General features: G+C 72.2%; 15 protein-coding genes. 4 read left to right on the top strand and 11 right to left on the bottom strand.

The genetic code is table 11. From position 1 onward, the window contains the following. The first annotated feature begins 233 nt into the window (after positions 1-233). The 3 genes from ACY34M_RS06715 (at position 234) to ACY34M_RS06705 (ending at position 2,909) form a co-directional block, all read left to right on the top strand. Complete coding sequence (locus ACY34M_RS06715) at positions 234-1,370, top strand: ABC transporter ATP-binding protein (protein WP_462716509.1); 1,137 nt, start codon at positions 234-236, stop codon at positions 1,368-1,370. A 261-nt stretch (positions 1,371-1,631) separates the two neighbouring features. Beyond that, positions 1,632-2,090 carry a hypothetical protein gene (locus ACY34M_RS06710; protein ID WP_462716510.1) on the top strand — a complete coding sequence of 153 codons (459 nt, stop codon included), beginning with the start codon at positions 1,632-1,634 and terminating at the stop codon, positions 2,088-2,090. A gap of 63 nt (positions 2,091-2,153) precedes the next feature. Further along, on the top strand, positions 2,154-2,909 hold the full coding sequence (locus ACY34M_RS06705) for a nucleotidyltransferase family protein (RefSeq protein WP_462716511.1): 756 nt from the start codon (positions 2,154-2,156) through the stop codon (positions 2,907-2,909). A 95-nt stretch (positions 2,910-3,004) separates the two neighbouring features. On the opposite strand, the gene ACY34M_RS06700 is transcribed toward ACY34M_RS06705, so the two are convergent. The 11 genes from ACY34M_RS06700 to ACY34M_RS06650 form a co-directional block, all read right to left on the bottom strand. Next, positions 3,005-4,672 carry a DoxX family protein gene (locus tag ACY34M_RS06700; protein WP_462716624.1) on the bottom strand — a complete coding sequence of 556 codons (1,668 nt, stop codon included), beginning with the start codon at positions 4,670-4,672 and terminating at the stop codon, positions 3,005-3,007. 113 nt (positions 4,673-4,785) lie between these two features. Next, entirely contained in the window at positions 4,786-5,736 is a 951-nt protein-coding gene (rlmB, locus tag ACY34M_RS06695; RefSeq protein WP_462716512.1) for a 23S rRNA (guanosine(2251)-2'-O)-methyltransferase RlmB, read from the bottom strand. A 95-nt stretch (positions 5,737-5,831) separates the two neighbouring features. Continuing rightward, on the bottom strand, positions 5,832-7,229 hold the full coding sequence (gene cysS / locus ACY34M_RS06690; RefSeq protein WP_462716513.1) for a cysteine--tRNA ligase: 1,398 nt from the start codon (positions 7,227-7,229) through the stop codon (positions 5,832-5,834). 158 nt (positions 7,230-7,387) lie between these two features. Further along, complete coding sequence (locus ACY34M_RS06685; RefSeq protein WP_462716514.1) at positions 7,388-7,792, bottom strand: PPOX class F420-dependent oxidoreductase; 405 nt, start codon at positions 7,790-7,792, stop codon at positions 7,388-7,390. 4 nt (positions 7,793-7,796) lie between these two features. After that, positions 7,797-9,083 (bottom strand): MDR family MFS transporter, encoded by a 1,287-nt coding sequence (locus ACY34M_RS06680; protein WP_462716515.1) that lies wholly within the window; start codon positions 9,081-9,083, stop codon positions 7,797-7,799. A gap of 119 nt (positions 9,084-9,202) precedes the next feature. Continuing rightward, positions 9,203-10,921 (bottom strand): ABC transporter permease subunit, encoded by a 1,719-nt coding sequence (locus ACY34M_RS06675; protein WP_462716516.1) that lies wholly within the window; start codon positions 10,919-10,921, stop codon positions 9,203-9,205. Further along, the gene (locus ACY34M_RS06670) at positions 10,921-12,384 is read right to left on the bottom strand and encodes an ABC transporter substrate-binding protein (protein ID WP_462716517.1); all 1,464 of its coding nucleotides are present in this window, start codon (positions 12,382-12,384) and stop codon (positions 10,921-10,923) included. Before ACY34M_RS06670 ends, ACY34M_RS06675 begins: the two co-directional genes overlap by 1 nt. Beyond that, the gene (locus tag ACY34M_RS06665) at positions 12,384-12,953 is read right to left on the bottom strand and encodes a GNAT family N-acetyltransferase (RefSeq protein WP_462716518.1); all 570 of its coding nucleotides are present in this window, start codon (positions 12,951-12,953) and stop codon (positions 12,384-12,386) included. The genes ACY34M_RS06670 and ACY34M_RS06665 overlap by 1 nt, the downstream gene beginning before the upstream one ends. A gap of 185 nt (positions 12,954-13,138) precedes the next feature. After that, the gene (ispF, locus tag ACY34M_RS06660) at positions 13,139-13,651 is read right to left on the bottom strand and encodes a 2-C-methyl-D-erythritol 2,4-cyclodiphosphate synthase (RefSeq protein ID WP_462716519.1); all 513 of its coding nucleotides are present in this window, start codon (positions 13,649-13,651) and stop codon (positions 13,139-13,141) included. After that, positions 13,641-14,390, bottom strand: coding sequence for a 2-C-methyl-D-erythritol 4-phosphate cytidylyltransferase (ispD, locus tag ACY34M_RS06655; RefSeq protein WP_462716520.1), 750 nt, complete (start codon positions 14,388-14,390; stop codon positions 13,641-13,643). The genes ispF and ispD overlap by 11 nt, the downstream gene beginning before the upstream one ends. 280 nt (positions 14,391-14,670) lie before the next feature. Next, on the bottom strand, positions 14,671-15,153 hold the full coding sequence (locus ACY34M_RS06650) for a CarD family transcriptional regulator (RefSeq protein WP_266712542.1): 483 nt from the start codon (positions 15,151-15,153) through the stop codon (positions 14,671-14,673). Between the two features lie 633 nt (positions 15,154-15,786). On the opposite strand from ACY34M_RS06650, the gene ACY34M_RS06645 reads away from it, so the two are divergent. Then, positions 15,787-16,440 (top strand): copper chaperone PCu(A)C, encoded by a 654-nt coding sequence (locus ACY34M_RS06645; RefSeq protein ID WP_462716521.1) that lies wholly within the window; start codon positions 15,787-15,789, stop codon positions 16,438-16,440.

Below are 16,440 nucleotides of genomic sequence, written 5' to 3'. Positions count from 1 at the left end.
GCAGGAAGCCATATGGCGAGGTCAAAAGTGCGTTACTCGGCCCCCTCGAAAATTTCCTCGAAGGTCACTTGGTCCCGGGTACTGACAAACACATTGCGCGCCGCTTAAAGTCCGAGCAGTTCACCCGTGTGGACTACACCAGTGCTTCACCGCCGTGGCACCGCCATGGCGGTTCACCTTCTTTACAACGGATCGTCCGGCACGTTCCTGCCGGTGAAGGGGGCTTCACAGCCATGGCTTCTGTCACGTTCGACAAGGCGACCCGTGTCTATCCCGGGTCCACCAAGCCCGCGGTCGACGGCCTGGACATCGAGATCGAGGACGGCGAGTTCCTCGTCCTCGTCGGCCCGTCCGGCTGCGGAAAGTCGACCTCCCTGCGGATGCTCGCGGGTCTCGAGGACGTCAACGGCGGTGCGATCCGCATCGGCGAGCGCGACGTCACGCACCTGCCTCCGAAGGACCGGGACATCGCCATGGTGTTCCAGAACTACGCGCTGTACCCGCACATGACCGTCGCCGACAACATGGGCTTCGCGCTCAAGATCGCCGGCGTGAACAAGGCGGAGATCCGGACCAAGGTCGAAGAGGCCGCGAAGATCCTCGACCTCACCGAGTACCTGGACCGCAAGCCGAAGGCGCTCTCCGGTGGTCAGCGTCAGCGTGTGGCGATGGGCCGCGCCATCGTGCGTGAGCCCCAGGTGTTCCTCATGGACGAGCCGCTGTCGAACCTCGACGCCAAGCTCCGTGTGTCCACGCGTACGCAGATCGCGTCGCTCCAGCGCCGCCTCGGCATCACCACCGTCTACGTCACCCACGACCAGGTCGAGGCCATGACGATGGGCGACCGCGTGGCGGTCCTCAAGGACGGTCTGCTGCAGCAGGTCGACACCCCGCGCAACATGTACGACCGCCCGGCCAACCTCTTCGTCGCCGGCTTCATCGGCTCCCCGGCCATGAACCTGGTCGAGGTCCCGATCACCGACGGCGGCGTGAAGTTCGGCAACTCGGTCGTGCCGGTCAGCCGCGAGGCCCTGAAGGCCGCCTCCGACAAGGGCGACCGCACGGTCCACGTCGGTGTCCGCCCCGAGCACTTCGACATCGTCGAGACGAACGGCGAGGCCGCGAAGTCCCTCGCCAAGGACGTCTCGGACGCCCCGGCCGGCCTCGCGGTCTCCGTGAACGTGGTCGAGGAGCTCGGCGCCGACGGCTACGTCTACGGCGCTGCCGAGGTCGGCGGCGAGCACAAGGACCTGGTCGTCCGCGTGAACGGCCGTCAGGTGCCGGAGAAGGGCGCCCAGCTGCACGTCGTGCCGCGCGCCGGTGAGACCCACGTGTTCTCGTCCTCCACGGGCGAGCGCCTCTCCGACTGACGCCGACTGACACCGGCTGACGTCGACTGACGCCGCGCAGCCGTACAAGCGCTTAACCGCATCACCGCACAACCGGCCGCGAGGGCCCCGCACTTCGGTGCGGGGCCCTCGCGCGTACGCTCGCGATTGTCGACAAATACCCCGACAACTCGGGCATTTGGCCCAGCAACGTCAACGCGTATGCAACAAAACCCCTTTGCTCGTCCCTCATCAGAGTGACCAAATGTCGCCAAATCATCACCGAGCGCTACGCTCACTGACGTGACGCACTCTGCCAACTACACCCAGAAGTCGCGCCGAGCTCGGGGCCAGGGCCCCGCCCGCCGCGCCGCCCGCACGCTCGCCTTCGTCCTGCCGGTGATGCTGGTGCTCTCCGGGACGCTCGCGGTCACCCGAGTCAACTGGTCCGGGGGTTCCTCGGAATCGGTACTCACGGCCTCCTCACAGGACGTCTCCAAGCGCGCCAAGACGCGCGCCCCCCAGGATGTGCTGCGCGACCGTCTCCTCCTCGAACTCCAGGAGGACAACCCCGGCGTGGCACTCACCCACCTCCAGCAGGAGATCGACCGCCGCCCCTCGCTGGCCCGGCACTGCATGGCCATCGCCAAGGCCCTCGGCCGCGCCGCCGTGGAGACGTACGGTCCGGCCCGCGCGCAGTCCTTCGCCCGCCCCGTCTGCGACACCTCGTTCGCCTCGGGGGTGGCCGGCTTCAGGGCCTGAGCCGGCGCTCGACCGCCGAGCCACTGACGTCCCCTCGGGCCGTGCGCACGTAGGGTTCCGGTTATGACGACCGCTGAACCGTCCGCGCACGGCCCGAACCGCTATCCCCACCGTCCCACCCAGGCCGTGGTCCTGGCGGGCGGTCAGGGCTCGCGGCTGCGCCCGTACACCGACGACCGGCCCAAGCCGATGGTGGAGATCCCCGGCACGGGCACGCCGATCATCGGCCATCAGCTGACCTGGCTCGCCGAGGAGGGCGTCACCGACGCCGTCGTCTCGTGCGGGCATCTCGCCGAGGTGCTCCAGGAGTGGCTCGACGAGACGGAGTTGCCGCTGCGGGTCACCACCGTCGTCGAGAAGGAGCCGCTCGGCCGCGGCGGCGGCCTGAAGTTCGCGGCCTCCCATCTGCCGCATCAGGAACAGCCCTGGTACGCCACGAACGGCGACATCTGGACGCGGTTCTCGCTGCGCGAGATGGCCGACTTCCACCACGAGCGAGAGGCGACGGCGACCCTCGCACTGGCCCGCCCGCGCATCCCGTGGGGCGCCGTGGAGACCGACGCGTTCGGCCACATCACCGACTTCATCGAGGCGCCGCCGTCCCCGTACCTGATCAACGCGGGTGTGTACGTCTTCTCCGCCGAGTTCGCCTCCCTGCTTCCGGACCTCGGGGACCACGAGCGGGCCACGTTCCCGCGCCTGGCCCGCGGCAAGCGGCTGGCGGGCTTCCAGCTCCCGCAGGGCGCGTACTGGCGGGCGATCGACACGGCGAAGGACCTCACGGAGGCCGCGAAGGAGCTTGCCGCGCAGGGCCGTTGAGCACCCTGCCCCCCTGCTGCTTCCTGTTACGTCGATGGGCCCCGCACGAGGATCGTGCGGGGCCCATCGGTGTACCGGGGGGGAGGAAGGGAGCGCTACTCGCCGAGCAGGCCGCCCACCAGGCCCGGCTTCTTGCTGTTCTCGCCGCCGGACGACGATCCGCCCGAGCTCGGCGAGCCACCGGTGCTCGCGGGCGGCGGCTGCTGCTCCTGCGGCGCCGACTCCTGCGGCGGGGCCTGGCCCGCGGTGGTGCCCTGCGTCGGCGTCGTCGTCGTGCCGTTGCCGTTGGTGGCGCCGGCCGTCGCGCCGGCGGAGCTGGGGGCTCCGGAGGGGCTCGACGTGGTGCCGGTGCCGGCGCCCTGCGTCGGCGAGTTGGAGGTCGAGGCCGACGGGCTCCTGGTGTGCTGACGCTGCGAGGCACTGCTGCCGGGCTCGGAGGGGAGCGGGGAGCCGGGCACCTCGTTGCGGGGAGCGTCGCCCGGACCCGGCGCCGTGACCCGGTCGGCGTCGCGGACGGCGCCGCCGAGCACCGAGCCGATGAGCAGCGTGCCGCCGATGACGAGCGTCGCGACGACGGTGCCGCGGCGCAGGACGTAGCCGCGCAGGTCCCACAGCGCGGCGCGCGGTCCGAGCCGCCGCCAGGCGCCGCCCGCGAGCTTTCCGTCGACGGAGTAGACGGGGGCACCGGCGATGATCAGCGGGGACCAGGCGGCGAGGTAGATGATGTCCGGCGCGTCGTAGGCGGGGACGGTCTTCCAGCTGACGGTGACGAGCAGCGCGGCGGAGAGCAGCGCGCCGACGCCTGCGGCGAGCCGCTGCCACAGTCCGAGGACCGTGAGGACGCCGACGATGACCTGGAGGAAGGCGATCACGAGTCCGGCGCCGACGGGGTGCTGGAGCGCCCAGTCGCGCATCGGTTCGGCGAGGGCCCAGGGGTGCAGCGAGTTCAGCCACTTGACCATCGAGCCGCGCTCGCCGCCGTCGAAGTAGACGGGGTCGCAGAGCTTGCCCATCCCGGCGTAGATGGAGATGAAGCCGAGGAAGACGCGCAGCGGGAGCAGCACGACGCCGAGGTTCATCCGGCGGCCGGGGTAGTAGGCGTGCCGGACCGGGCCGTAGCGGCGGGCGGCGGTGGTCTCGCCGTCGGAACCGCCGTCCGCCGAGCCGATCCGTACGTCGAACTCGTCGTCCCCGTGCGGGACCTGGTCGAGTTCGCCGCTGTCCTCGAAGGCGCTGCCGGACTGCCGCATGCGCGGCAGGATCCGCGGCGGGTTCTCGGTCTCGCCCTGCCAGGGCCCGACGGTGGGCGTCTCCTGAGTGGGCGGGTCGCCGGGCGAGTCGCGGTAGAGACCGAGGTCGTCGGCGAAGCCGCGGTCGACGTCGACGCGCGGGATGACCTGGGTGGCGAGGCCTTCGTCCGGCTCGCCGGCGCGGCGGGCGCCCTGCAGGAGTCCGCTGGTGTCGAGCCCTCCGCCGTCCATGACGACGGGGCGGCGGCGCCGGGCGCCGGGGGTGCCTGCGGCGGTGATGACGGGGATGCGGGCGGTCCTCGCGTCGGCTCCGGCCACGCCCGTGGCGCTCAAGTGCCGTGAGATACGCGGGAGTTGCGACCGCTGCGCCGAGGGGAGCTGTACGCGGAAACTCGCGTGGTTGACGACGACCTGCGCCGGATCGCACGGAACCTTCACCATGCTCAGCGCGGGACCGTCCTCGAATCCCGACGTGCGGTCACCCGAGGGTGTGCGGGGCGTTCTGGTGTCCACACTCATCTAACCGAGTGATGTGTGTTTAGGACACTGCCTCGGCCCCACCGAAATGTCCGGGCCCCGTCAAGGATCCAGCGGGTCCCCTTCGGGCCCGGACAGCGGGGCGCGGATCAGGCGCGGCGGCGGGCCGCCTCGTACAGCACGACGCCCGCGGCGACACCGGCGTTGAGCGACTCGGAGCCGCCCGGCATCGGGATGCGGACGCGGAAGTCGCAGGTCTCGCCGACGAGGCGGGACAGGCCCTTGCCCTCGCTGCCGACGACGATGACGACCGGTCCGTCGAGGGCGTCGAGGTCGCCGACCGCGTGCTCACCGTCGGCGGCGAGGCCGACCACGACGACGCCCGCCTTCTTGTACTGCTCCAGGGCGCGGGTCAGGTTCGCGGCGCGCGCGACCGGCGTACGGGCCGCGGCCCCGGCCGACGTCTTCCACGCACCGGCCGTCATCCCGGCCGCGCGCCGCTCGGGCACGACGACGCCGTGGCCCCCGAAGGCGGCGACGGAACGGACGACGGCGCCGAGGTTGCGCGGGTCGGTCACGCCGTCGAGCGCGACGATCAGCGGGTCGGCGCCCTCGTCGTGGGCGGCGGCGACGAGGTCCTCCGGGTGCGCGTACTCGTACGGCGGGATCTGGAGGACGAGGCCCTGGTGGTTCAGCCCGTTGGTCATGCGGTCGAGCTCGGGGCGCGGGGCCTCCATGAGGTGGATGCCGCCGCGCTCGCCGGCGAGCTGCAGTGCCTCGCGCACGCGCTCGTCGTTGTCGATGAACTGCTGCACGTACAGCGTCGTGGCGGGCACGTTCTCGCGCAGCGCCTCGACGACCGAGTTGCGGCCGACCACCATCTCGGAGGTGGACTTGCCGCGCGGGCCGCCGGTGCGGCTGGTGGGGCGGCCCTGCGAGCGCTTGGCCTTGGCCTGCGCGGCGCGCTGCTTGGCGTGGCCCTTGCGCATCTCGGCGGGCGGGGTCGGGCCCTTGCCCTCGAGGGCGCGGCGCCGGTTGCCACCGCTGCCTACCTGCGCGCCCTTCTTGCCGGACATGCGGCGGTTGCTGTTGGCGGCCATGACCTACCTGTCTCTTACGTGAATCAGTGGATGCGTACGTCTATGAAGTGTGCCGCCCGGAGCGTCGGGCGGCACATTTGGCTGCTCGGCCGTAATCAGCCGAGCGTCCAGCGCGGCCCGGACGGGCTGTCCTCGATGGTCAGCCCGGACTGCTTGAGGCGGTCGCGGATGGCGTCGGCGGTGGCCCAGTCCTTGCGGGCGCGGGCCGCCTCGCGCTGCTCCAGGAGGAGCCGTACGAGGTGGTCGACGACGCCGTGCAGGTCCTCGCCGCCACCGGCGGAGGCGGCGGCCCACTGCTCGTCGAGCGGGTCGAGTCCGAGGACGCCGAGCATGGCGCGCACCTCGGCGAGGCGGGCGACGGCGGCTTCCTTGTCGTCGGCGGCGAGCGCGGAGTTCCCCTGCCGCACCGCGGTGTGCACGATGGCGAGGGCCTGCGGGACGCCGAGGTCGTCGTCCATGGCCTCGGCGAAGGCGGGCGGCACCTCGTCGGCGGGCGCGACCGTGCCGCCGGCGAGCTCGCTCACCCGCTGCACGAAGCCCTCGATCCGGGCGAACGCCGACTCGGCCTCGCGCAGCGCATCCTCGCTGTACTCGATCGTGGAGCGGTAGTGCGGGGTACCGAGGTAGTAGCGGAGCACGATGGGCCGCCAGTTCTTGACCATCTCGGCGACCAGCACGCTGTTGCCCAGCGACTTCGACATCTTCTCGCCGCTCATGGTGACCCACGAGTTGTGCACCCAGTACTTCGCGAACTCGTCGCCGAAGGCCTTGGCCTGCGCGATCTCGTTCTCGTGGTGCGGGAAGATCAGGTCGATGCCGCCGCCGTGGATGTCGAAGGCGGAGCCCAGGTACTTGTGGGCCATGGCCGAGCACTCCAGGTGCCAGCCGGGGCGGCCCCGGCCCCACGGCGTCTCCCAGCTGGGCTCGCCGGGCTTGACGGCCTTCCACATGGCGAAGTCGCGGGAGTCGCGCTTTCCGGTCTCGCCCTCGCCGGAGGGCTGGAGCAGGTTGTCGAGCTCCTGGTTGGACAGCTCCAGGTAGCCGGGGAACGACCGGACGTCGAAGTACACGTTCCCGTCGGCCTCGTACGCGTGTCCGCGCTCGATGAGCCCGCGCATCATCTCGACCATCTCGGTCACGTGCCCGGTGGCGCGCGGCTCGTAGGTCGGGGGGAGGCAACCGAGCGCGGTGTACGCGTCGTTGAACGCCCGCTCGTTCTCGTACCCGATCGACCACCAGGGCCGGTTCTGCTCCCCGGCCTTCGTGATGATCTTGTCGTCGATGTCCGTCACATTGCGCACGAACGTGACGTCGTAGCCGCGGTACGCGAACCAGCGGCGCATGATGTCGAAGTTCAGCCCCGACCGGATGTGCCCGATGTGCGGGGCCGCCTGCACCGTGGCGCCACACAGGTAGATCGAGACACAGCCCGGAATGAGCGGGGTGAAGTCACGGATCTGCCGGGCGCTGGTGTCGTACAGGCGAATAGTCACCCCTCCAGGGTAGTAGGCCCGAAGGTGTGCCATGGGCCTCCGGCCGGTACGGGGTCCTCGGCCGGGTGAGGCTGCGCCCCTGCGGCCCCACACGGGGATGCGGCCGCGGGGCTCCGCCCCGGACCCCGCTGCTCAATCGCCGCAGGGGCTTTATTTGGTCAGACCCGGCCGACGACCTTGCGCGGGTGTACGCGGACCACGACCCGTTCGGCGTCCTGGCCCGACGTCGGGTTGAACTCTGCGTACTTCTTGCCGGTGTACTTCAGCGACAGCTCGTCGATGAGGTCCTGGCCGCCCTCCGTCGTGATCTCCACGGTGCCGCGGATCTCGGCGTACGCGTACGGGTTGTCGGCGGGCTGCACCATCACCGTCACGCGCGGGTCGGCCTGGAGGTTCTTCGTCTTGCGGCGGTCGACGGTCGTGGAGAACAGGACGTCGTTGCCGTCGCGCTTCGCCCACACCGGGGAGACCTGCGGGCTCCCGTCGGGCTGGATGGTGGCGACTGCAATGAAGACCTTGCTGTCGAGCAGTGCCTTGAGCTCGTCGGACAGCTGGGCTGACATGGCCTCACTCCTTCTCGGGGGACGGTTGGCGCGTACCCGATCCTCGGGCAACGCACCCGAGCGGGCCAGTATTTCGGCGCTCTGTTCGCACGGGTGTCACGAAGCGGGCGAGCCCCGCCGCCACCAGCGGCACCACCGCGAGAGCCGACCACAGGGCGGGCGCGGGCAGGGTGAGCAGCGCCCCCGTTCCGGCGCTCCCGGCCAGTACGGCGAGCCCCGACACGGACGACAGCGCCCCCGTGGCGAGACCCAGGTGCCGCTCGTCCACCAGGTCGGGGACGAGCCCGCGCGCCGCCGGGACCAGCAGCATCTGGCCGAGCGTGAGCAGCACGACGAGCGCGCAGGCGGGCAGCAGCGCGTACGGGGTGTGCGCCGGGAGGTACGGGGCCGTGGCCGCGACCGTCGCGAAGCCCGCCGTCACGAGCAGCAGGCCCGCGGTCAGCGCGGTCCGCGGCGCGAGCCGGTCCGCCGCCCAGCGGGTGACCGGCAGCTGGGCGCCGACGACGAGCAGCGAGGACAGCGCGAAGAGCAGGCCCACCGCGTCCTGCCCGCCGGTGGCGCGGGTGATCTCGACGGGCAGTGCGAGATAGAGCTGGTTGTAGGCGATGAGGTAGCCGCTGTACGCGAGGCAGAGCGCGAGGAAGCGGGGGTTCGCGAAGACGGTCCTGGCGCCCTGGAGCCGACGCGTGCCGGGGGCGCGCTCCCGGCGCGGCATCAGGCGGGCGTGCCCGGCGAGCACTCCTACGAAGACGAGCGCGCCCGCCAGGCACGCGGCCCGGAACCCGGCGTACAGCAGCGCGGTGCCGAGCAGCGGGCCGAGGAAGGCGCCCGCCTGCCCGGCCGCCGAGAAGACGCCGAGCACCTGGGCGCGCGGGGTGCCGGTGGCCTGCTCGTGGCGGACGGCCTCGCGGGCGGTCTCGGACTCGACGGCGGGCGAGAACAGCGCGGCGGCGAACCCGACGAGGACGACCGCGGCGACGACGGTGGCCGTGCTGCCCGCGAAGGCGAGCCACACGAACCCGGCGATCCGCAGCACACACCCGGCCAGCACGACGGGCCGCGGCCCGAACCGGTCGGTGAGCGCGCCCCCGACCACGAACAGCCCCTGCTGACTGAACGTACGCAGCCCCAGCACAAGCCCCACGGCCCACCCGGCGAGCCCGATGGTGTCGGCGAGGTGCGTGGCGAGGTAGGGCAGCACGGCGTAGAAGCCGATGTTGAAGGCGAGCTGGGTGAGGGTGAGGAGCCGGAGGTACCCCGGCAGCCCCCGCAGCACCGTCGTCGCGCCCACGGGGCTCCGGCCCGGGCCCCGCGCCTCAGTCGCCGGCGGGGCTTGACGGGTCCGGCGCAGCCGATTCAAGCCCCTGCGGCGATTGAGCAGCGGGGTCCGGGGCGGGGCCCCGCGGCCGGTCACCGTCGCCGCCCGGGGCCACCCGCGGACGCCAGCACCACCAACGCCCCCACGCACGCCAACGCCGCCGCGGGCGCGAGGACCGACCACGGCGCCCGCTCCGCGTACGGCAGGTTCTCCATCAGCAGCCGCCCCCACTCGGGCGTGGGCGGCTGCGTACCGAGCCCGAGAAAACCGAGGGACGCCAGCGCCAGGGTCGTCGGCGCGAGCCGCAACAGCGCGTGCCGCCCCACCGTGGGCACGACCGCGCTCAACACGTGCCACCGCAGCACCTGCCACCGCCCCGCGCCGGAGGCCACCGCCGCCTCGACGTACCCGGCCCCCCGCTCCGCCTCGGCGACGGCCGCCGTGTGCGCGGCGAGCGGCGCCCAGCCGACCGCCGCGACGGCGACCGCCGCCCCCGCGACGCCCGCCCCGAACAGGCCGGTGACAAGGAGGCCCGCCAGGATCGCGGGCATGGCGTTGGCTACCTCGGTGAGGCCCGCGGTCCACCGCAGCAGCCCGAGGCCGACGCCCACCACGAAGCACACGGCGCAGACGGCCGCCGCCACGGCGAGCGTGCGCAGCGCCCCGTGGCCGAGCCGCGCGAGGACGTCACGCCCGAGCGCGTCGGTGCCGAAGGGGTGCGCGCCCGAGGGGCCCGCGAGCCTGGCGGCGAGATCGACCTGGAGCGGATCGCGGGTGAGCCCCCACACGATGACGGCGAGCAGCCCGGCGGCCAGCACCCCGGCGGCGTACAGCCGTCCGCGTCCGCCCCCGCTCGCCCGCGCGAGCCCCGGCAGCGCGCCCGCTTCGAGGGCGGGGCCGAGCAGCCGGCGCCGTACGAGCCCGACGACCACGGCCGCCGCCACGCCCAGCGCGAGCAGCACCAGCAGGCAGCCCTGGAGCAGCGGCAGGTCGAGGTCGAGCGCGGCGGCGACGGCCGTGCCGCCGAGCCCCGGAATCGCGAAGACCGCCTCCACCGCGGCGGCGGCGCCGGTGAGCCCGACCACGGTCAGCCCGGCCTGCGGCAGCACCGCGGGCAGCGCGCGCCGGGCCGCGTGCCGGGCGATGCGCGGGCGCGGCATGCCGTTGGCGCGCGCGGTGCGCACCCACGGTTCGGCGAACGCGGCGGGCAGCGCGTCCTGGCCGAGCCGCCCGAGCACGGCGCCCGCCGGGATGCCGAGGGCGAGCGCGGGCAGCACGGCGGAGGCCGGGGAGGCCCAGCCCTGTGCGGGGAACCAGCCGAGGCGCACGGCGAACAGCGTGGCGAGGACGGATGCGAGCAGGAATTCGGGGAGCGCGGCGAGGATCCCCGCGCCCACTCCGTGCGCGGGCTCGGGCCGCGCGCGCCGGAGCGTGGGCAGGCAGAGCGCCACCGCGAGGACGACCGCGACCACCATCGCGTACGCCATGAGGGACACGGACACCCAGAACGCGGAGCCCACGTCGGAGCCGACATCGGCACCCGTCACCCATGACGTGCCGAGATCCCCGTGCGCGAGCCCCCGTACCCACTGCCCGAGGAACGTGAAGGGGCCCTGGTCGAGGCCGAGCTGCCCGCGCACCTCGGCGAGCTGCTTCGGCGTCGTGGGCGCGTCGCCGTAGCGCGCGTGCAGGACGGTGAGCGCGGGGTCGGTGCGGGTCAGCCACGGCAGCAGCGCGGTGAGCACGAGGAGTCCGGCGGCCGCTCCGACCCGGCCCGCCGTCACGGACAGGTTCTTGCCGACACGGGGCATCAGGCGCGCGTCTCCAGACCGACGAACTGTCGCTCGTAGGGGTCGAGGACGACCCCGCGCACCCCGGCCCCGACGCCCTGCAGATGCTGTTCGTGGACGATCGGCACGGCCGCGTCGGTGCCGAGGATCGCGGCCTCGGCGCGCAGCGTGGCCCGGTGCCGCGCCGCCCCTTCGAGCCCGGCGGCCTCGCGCACGAGGTCGTCCACGCGGCGGTCGCTGAGCTGCGAGATGTTGAAGCTGCCGTCGCCGGTGAAGTCGGAGGCGAGGTACGAGACCGGGTCGCCGGTGTCGAGGGCGGTGGACCGGGACATCAGGAACGCGTCGTACTCGCCGTCCAGGGCGCCCGATTCGAGGCGCGCGTAGTCCTTCACGACGAGCCGCACCGCGAATCCGGCGCGCCGCAGCTGCTGCTGGAGCGCGGCGGCGACCTCGGGCAGCTCGGCCCGGTTCGTGTACGTGGCGAGGGTGAGCGCCTGCCCGTGCGGCCTGCCCGCCTTCGCCCGGCCCGTGACGGGGAGCCGCTTCCCGTTGGCCCAGGCGAAACCGGGGCCGAGCAGTCCCGCGCCCTGCGTCGCGTACCCCTCGTAGACGCTGCGCGCGAGCGCGGAGGTGTCGACGGACTCCCGCACGGCGGCCCGCAGTCCCGCGTCCGCGAGGGGTCCGGTCCGCGTGTTCAGGTACAGGGTCGTGGTGCGTACGGTGGCGACCTTGCGGGCCCGGTCGCCGAGGACGAGCGCCTGCGCGGCGGGCACGAACTCGGCGATCTCGATCTGGCCGGAGCGCAGGGCGTTGGCGCGGGCGTTGTTGTCGGCGACGAAGCTGACGTCGATGCCGCGCGCCGCGGCCTTCCCGCGCCAGTGCCCATCGAACCGGTCGAGCGACGCGGACACGGCGCCGTTCACCTCGGTGAGCGCGAAGGGGCCGGTGGCGGTTCCGACGGGATCGACCTCGCCGTCCTTCCGGTACGCGGCCGGGGAGAAGATCGCGAGCGACGGGTTCGCGAGCCGTGCGGGCAGCAGCGGGTCGGCGGCGCCCGTCGTGATCCGTACGGTCCGCTCCCCCGCGGCGTGCGCGGTGAGCCGCATGTCGCTGAGCACGCGCGGCTGCGTCTTGGCCCGCCCGGCCCGCGTCAGCGCCTCCTCGACGGCGTCGGCGGTGACCCGCCCGCCGTCCTGGAAGCGGGCCTCGCGCAGCGTGAATTCCCAGGTGGTGGCGGAGGTGCGGGTCCACTTCCCGGCGAGCGCCGGGTGCACGACGCCGTCGGTGTCCATGCGGGTGAGCCCGTCGACGACGGCGAGCCGGCTGAGCAGCAGCCCGTCGTCGCTGTACGGGGACAGTCCCCGGGTCGGCGCGAAGGCGAGGTCGACGGCGAGCCGGCCACGGCGGGCGGTCCCGGTGAAGGAGCCGCACGCGGATGTCAGGCCGATGCCCGCCGCCGCCAGCAGAAAGCCGCGGCGCCGCATCAGCCGACGGGCACGGGCGCGTGTGCGGGGACGGGCGCGGGCAGCGGGAGTTCGAAGTGCACGATGCCCTGGCCGCCGCCCGGCAGCGCCCGCTCGTCGCACACCTCTTGGGCGATCGAGCGCCAGAAGGGCTCGGCGCCCGGTACGGCGGGGTCGGTGTGCAGATAGAGCGCCTCGTAGCCGCCGACGCCCACCACGAAGTCGCTCAGCTCCCGCACGAGGGCCCGCGCGAGACCGTGCCTGCGGTGCTCGGGGCGTACGTAGATCCGGCACAGCTGGGCGGTGGAACCGGAGGGGAAGCGGTCGGCGACCCACTGCGGGTTGGGCGGGGCGGCGGGGCCGCGGTCGCGCACCGCGCCGGTCGCCACGATCTCGCCGCTCCGGCGGTGCTCGGCGACGAGCAGGGTGCAGCGTGCGGGGCGGAGGTAGTGGGTGACCGGGTCGATGATGTCGGCGTGCCAGCGGGGCACGTAGCCGGAGCGCAGGTCGCGGTACACGGTGTCCAGCATGACGGCGCGGGCCTCGTCCACGTCGCCGCCCTCGGCCACGCGAATCACATATTCACCCATCGCCTGCCCTAGCCCCGACCGAACCGTTTGCCCAGCCATGCTAACTGCAACACAGTCGCAATAAGCCCCGGGGTCAGTCCCCCGGCACCGTGGTGACGCCCACGGGGCTCCACCCCGGACCCCGCGGGCTCTCGTCCGAAAGGCGGGCTTGATCTACCGGCACCGGCCGGTGCCGAACCGCCCGGTCAGCCGCCGGTGCGGGCCACCAGGGCCGTCGCCACCGCCATCAGGCCCTCGTCACGGCCAGGGAACCCGAGCCCGTCCGTCGTCGCGCCCGACACGGACACCGGCGCCCCCGCCGCCTCGGACAACACCTTCTGCGCCTCGTCCCGCCGCTTACCGATCTTGGGCCGCGGCCCGACGACCTGCACCGCCACGTTCCCGATCACGAACCCGGCCTCGCGCACAATGCGGGCCGCCTCGGCCAGCAGCACCACCCCACTCGCCCCGGACCACTCGGGCCGCCCGGTCCCGAAGTGCTGCCCAAGGTCACCGAGCCCGGCAGCCGAGAACAACGCGTTGCAGGCGGCATGCGCGACGACATCCGCATCGGAGTGCCCCGCGAGCCCCGGCCCGGAGTCCTCCCACTTCAGCCCGGCACACCACAGCTCACGCCCGTCCTCGAACGCGTGGATGTCGGTCCCGATACCGACCTGCGGCAGCACGAATCCGGGAACCGCGGACGTCTCAGAACCCATCGTTGGCCCTCCTGCGCGCGAGCACGGCCTCGGCAAGCACGAGATCGAGCGGCCGCGTCACCTTGAACGCCTCCTCGTGCCCCGGCACGAGCACCACCTGGTGGCCGAGGTGCTCGACCATCCCGGCGTCGTCCGTCACGTCCTCGGTGACGCTCTCGTGCGCCCGCACGAGCGTTTCCCGGTCGAACCCCTGCGGCGTCTGCACGGCCCGCAGCCTGGCCCGCGAGGGCGTCGCGACGACGGGTTCCGGCGAACCGTCCGTCGTCGGCACGACCTCCTTGACCGTGTCCGCGAGCGGCAGCGCCGGGACGACGGCCGGAGCCCCGTCCCGTACCGCCTCGATGACCGTGTCGACCGTGTCGACCGGCACGAGGGGGCGGGCCGCGTCGTGCACGAGCACGATGTCGATGCCGGACGGCAGCGCCTCGAGACCGAGCCGCACGGACTCCTGCCGGCTCTCCCCGCCGGGCACCACGACGAAGTCGGTGCGCTCCGGCAGCGCGTGATCGGCGAGCAGCGACTTCACTTCGTTGGCGCCCTCGGGCGGGGCGACGACCACGACGAGGGAGACGGCGCGGGACGCCGCCATCGCGCGGACGGCGTGGATCAGCATCGGAGTGCCGTTCAGCGCGCGCAGGGCCTTGGGGGCGCCCGGACCGAGGCGCACGCCCCGTCCGGCGGCCGGAATCACGGCCGCGGTGCGAACTGCGCTGCCTACGGGACGCGTTTCGTCAGACATCGGTTCCGTTCAGGTTTGTGCTCTCGGGAGAGGTGGGTATGGCCACAGCGTGCCGGGCGCGACGCCTTGACCGGACCCTTCCGTGACACTGGTCGAGCCAGCTGCCCGGGCCCGGCACACCCAGCGGATCACGCGGGGCGTGTATGGGTACGAACATGCCGCAGCGCCCGGCGACACCATCAGGGTCAGCGGGCACCACGGCATTGATCTTTACGCGACAGCAGTCGTGACGTGCATGACCGTTACGTACATGACGGCGGCGACATCGCAGCAGCGCGTATCAGGACGCGAGAACCTCGTCGAGCAGGGCCTCGGCCTTGTCCTCGTTCGTGTTCTCCGCGAGCGCGAGCTCGCTCACCAGAATCTGGCGAGCCTTGGCGAGCATGCGCTTCTCGCCCGCGGACAGTCCGCGCTCACGCTCACGACGCCACAGGTCACGGACCACTTCCGCGACCTTGATGACATCGCCAGAGGCGAGCTTCTCCAGGTTTGCCTTGTAACGGCGCGACCAGTTCGTGGGCTCCTCGGCGTACGACGCGCGCAGCACCTCGAAGACCCGGTCGAGCCCGTCCTGACCGACCACATCACGCACGCCGACGAACTCCGCATTGTCCGCTGGCACACGTACCGTCAAGTCGCCCTGGGCGACCTTCAGCACCAAGTAGGTCTTGTCCACGCCTTTGATCTGGCGAGTTTCGATAGCCTCGATCAGCGCGGCCCCGTGATGGGGATAGACCACGGTGTCGCCAACCTTGAACGTCATGTGACAGGTACCCCTTCCGTGGCTATCCAGGGTAACACGGAAACTGCGGGTTCTGAATGGCGTTTTCGCAGGTCAGGGCATATCTCGGGGCTTGACAACTCCCTCGGGAACGTGCTGCGAAGGGGTAGTGGAGGCGGGTATTCGCAGGTGGGAGCCGTTCTCCAGGGAAGCGGAAACAGGTACGCTACCGCCCCTCGGGCGAGGCCTCCAGGGGCTGAAAGTCCCGGTTTGCGTGCTTCGAAGCGATGAACTTTCGCTACTCCGTTCAGGGTCCCGGAGACACGTTCGAGTCGAATCCGGAATTGATCTTCGCCAATCACGGTCCGACGTGATCGTTTTTCCGGACCCCCGCGCATTCCCCACCGGATATCCGCCCCACGGCCTGGACAGGCCTTATGTGAATGGTGAACAAGAGGTCTTCGCACACCAATGGTGACCGTGGGGAACGTGGGGCGGAACGTGGGGTGATCAGGTCGCGAGGATCACGTGCAACCGACGGGCCGCGCACCCGAGGGGCGGGTCGGGTGCGGCGGCGCGGGAACGGCTCGGTAACCTAAGGCCGCTGACAGACCCTTAGGACGGCTTTACACCCCGCCGTCCTTGCCCGCCCACGTTCAAGGAGTTGCCGCCGCCGTGAGCAGCAGCCTTCGACGCGGCGCCCTCGCCGCCGCCGCCATCGCGTTCTCGATCGCCTCGCTCGCCGCGTGCGGCGCCGGCAACAACGCGCAGACACTTGAGGTCAAGCCGGACAACGCCGCGACCTCGGTCGGCGACATCAAGATCCAGAACGCCACCGTGATCACCCAGCCGGACCTGAAGTCCAAGGGCCCGGCCGTCGTCACGGGCACGATCTTCAACAACGGGCGCACCGCCCAGACGCTCGACGGGATCACCGTCGACGGCGTCGGCAAGACCGCGAAGCTCTCGGACGCCAAGGGCGGCTCGAAGATCACCGTCCCGGCCGGCGGCTCCGTCATCCTCGGTGGCAAGGGCAACGCCTCCGCCGAGCTGCCGAACAGCCGCACCGCCGTTCTCGACGGCAACGCGCAGCCGATCACGTTCTCCTTCAGCAAGGCCGGAGACGTGAAGCTGAAGGCGTTCGTGGTGCCGGCCGACAGCTACTTCCAGAAGTGGGGCCCGAGCGAGGTGCCGGCCGTGCCGGGCGCCTCCGCGAACCCGTCCACGTCGGCCTCCACGTCCGTGAAGCCGGACGACAAGGCCTCGGCCTCGACGGGGGCCTCCACCTCCGCCACGGCCTCCGAGTCGGAGCACGCGGCGGGCCACTGA

This window comes from Streptomyces sp. EDA2-14 (assembly GCF_054963755.1).
This window is presented reverse-complemented; position numbering and strand designations above follow the sequence as displayed.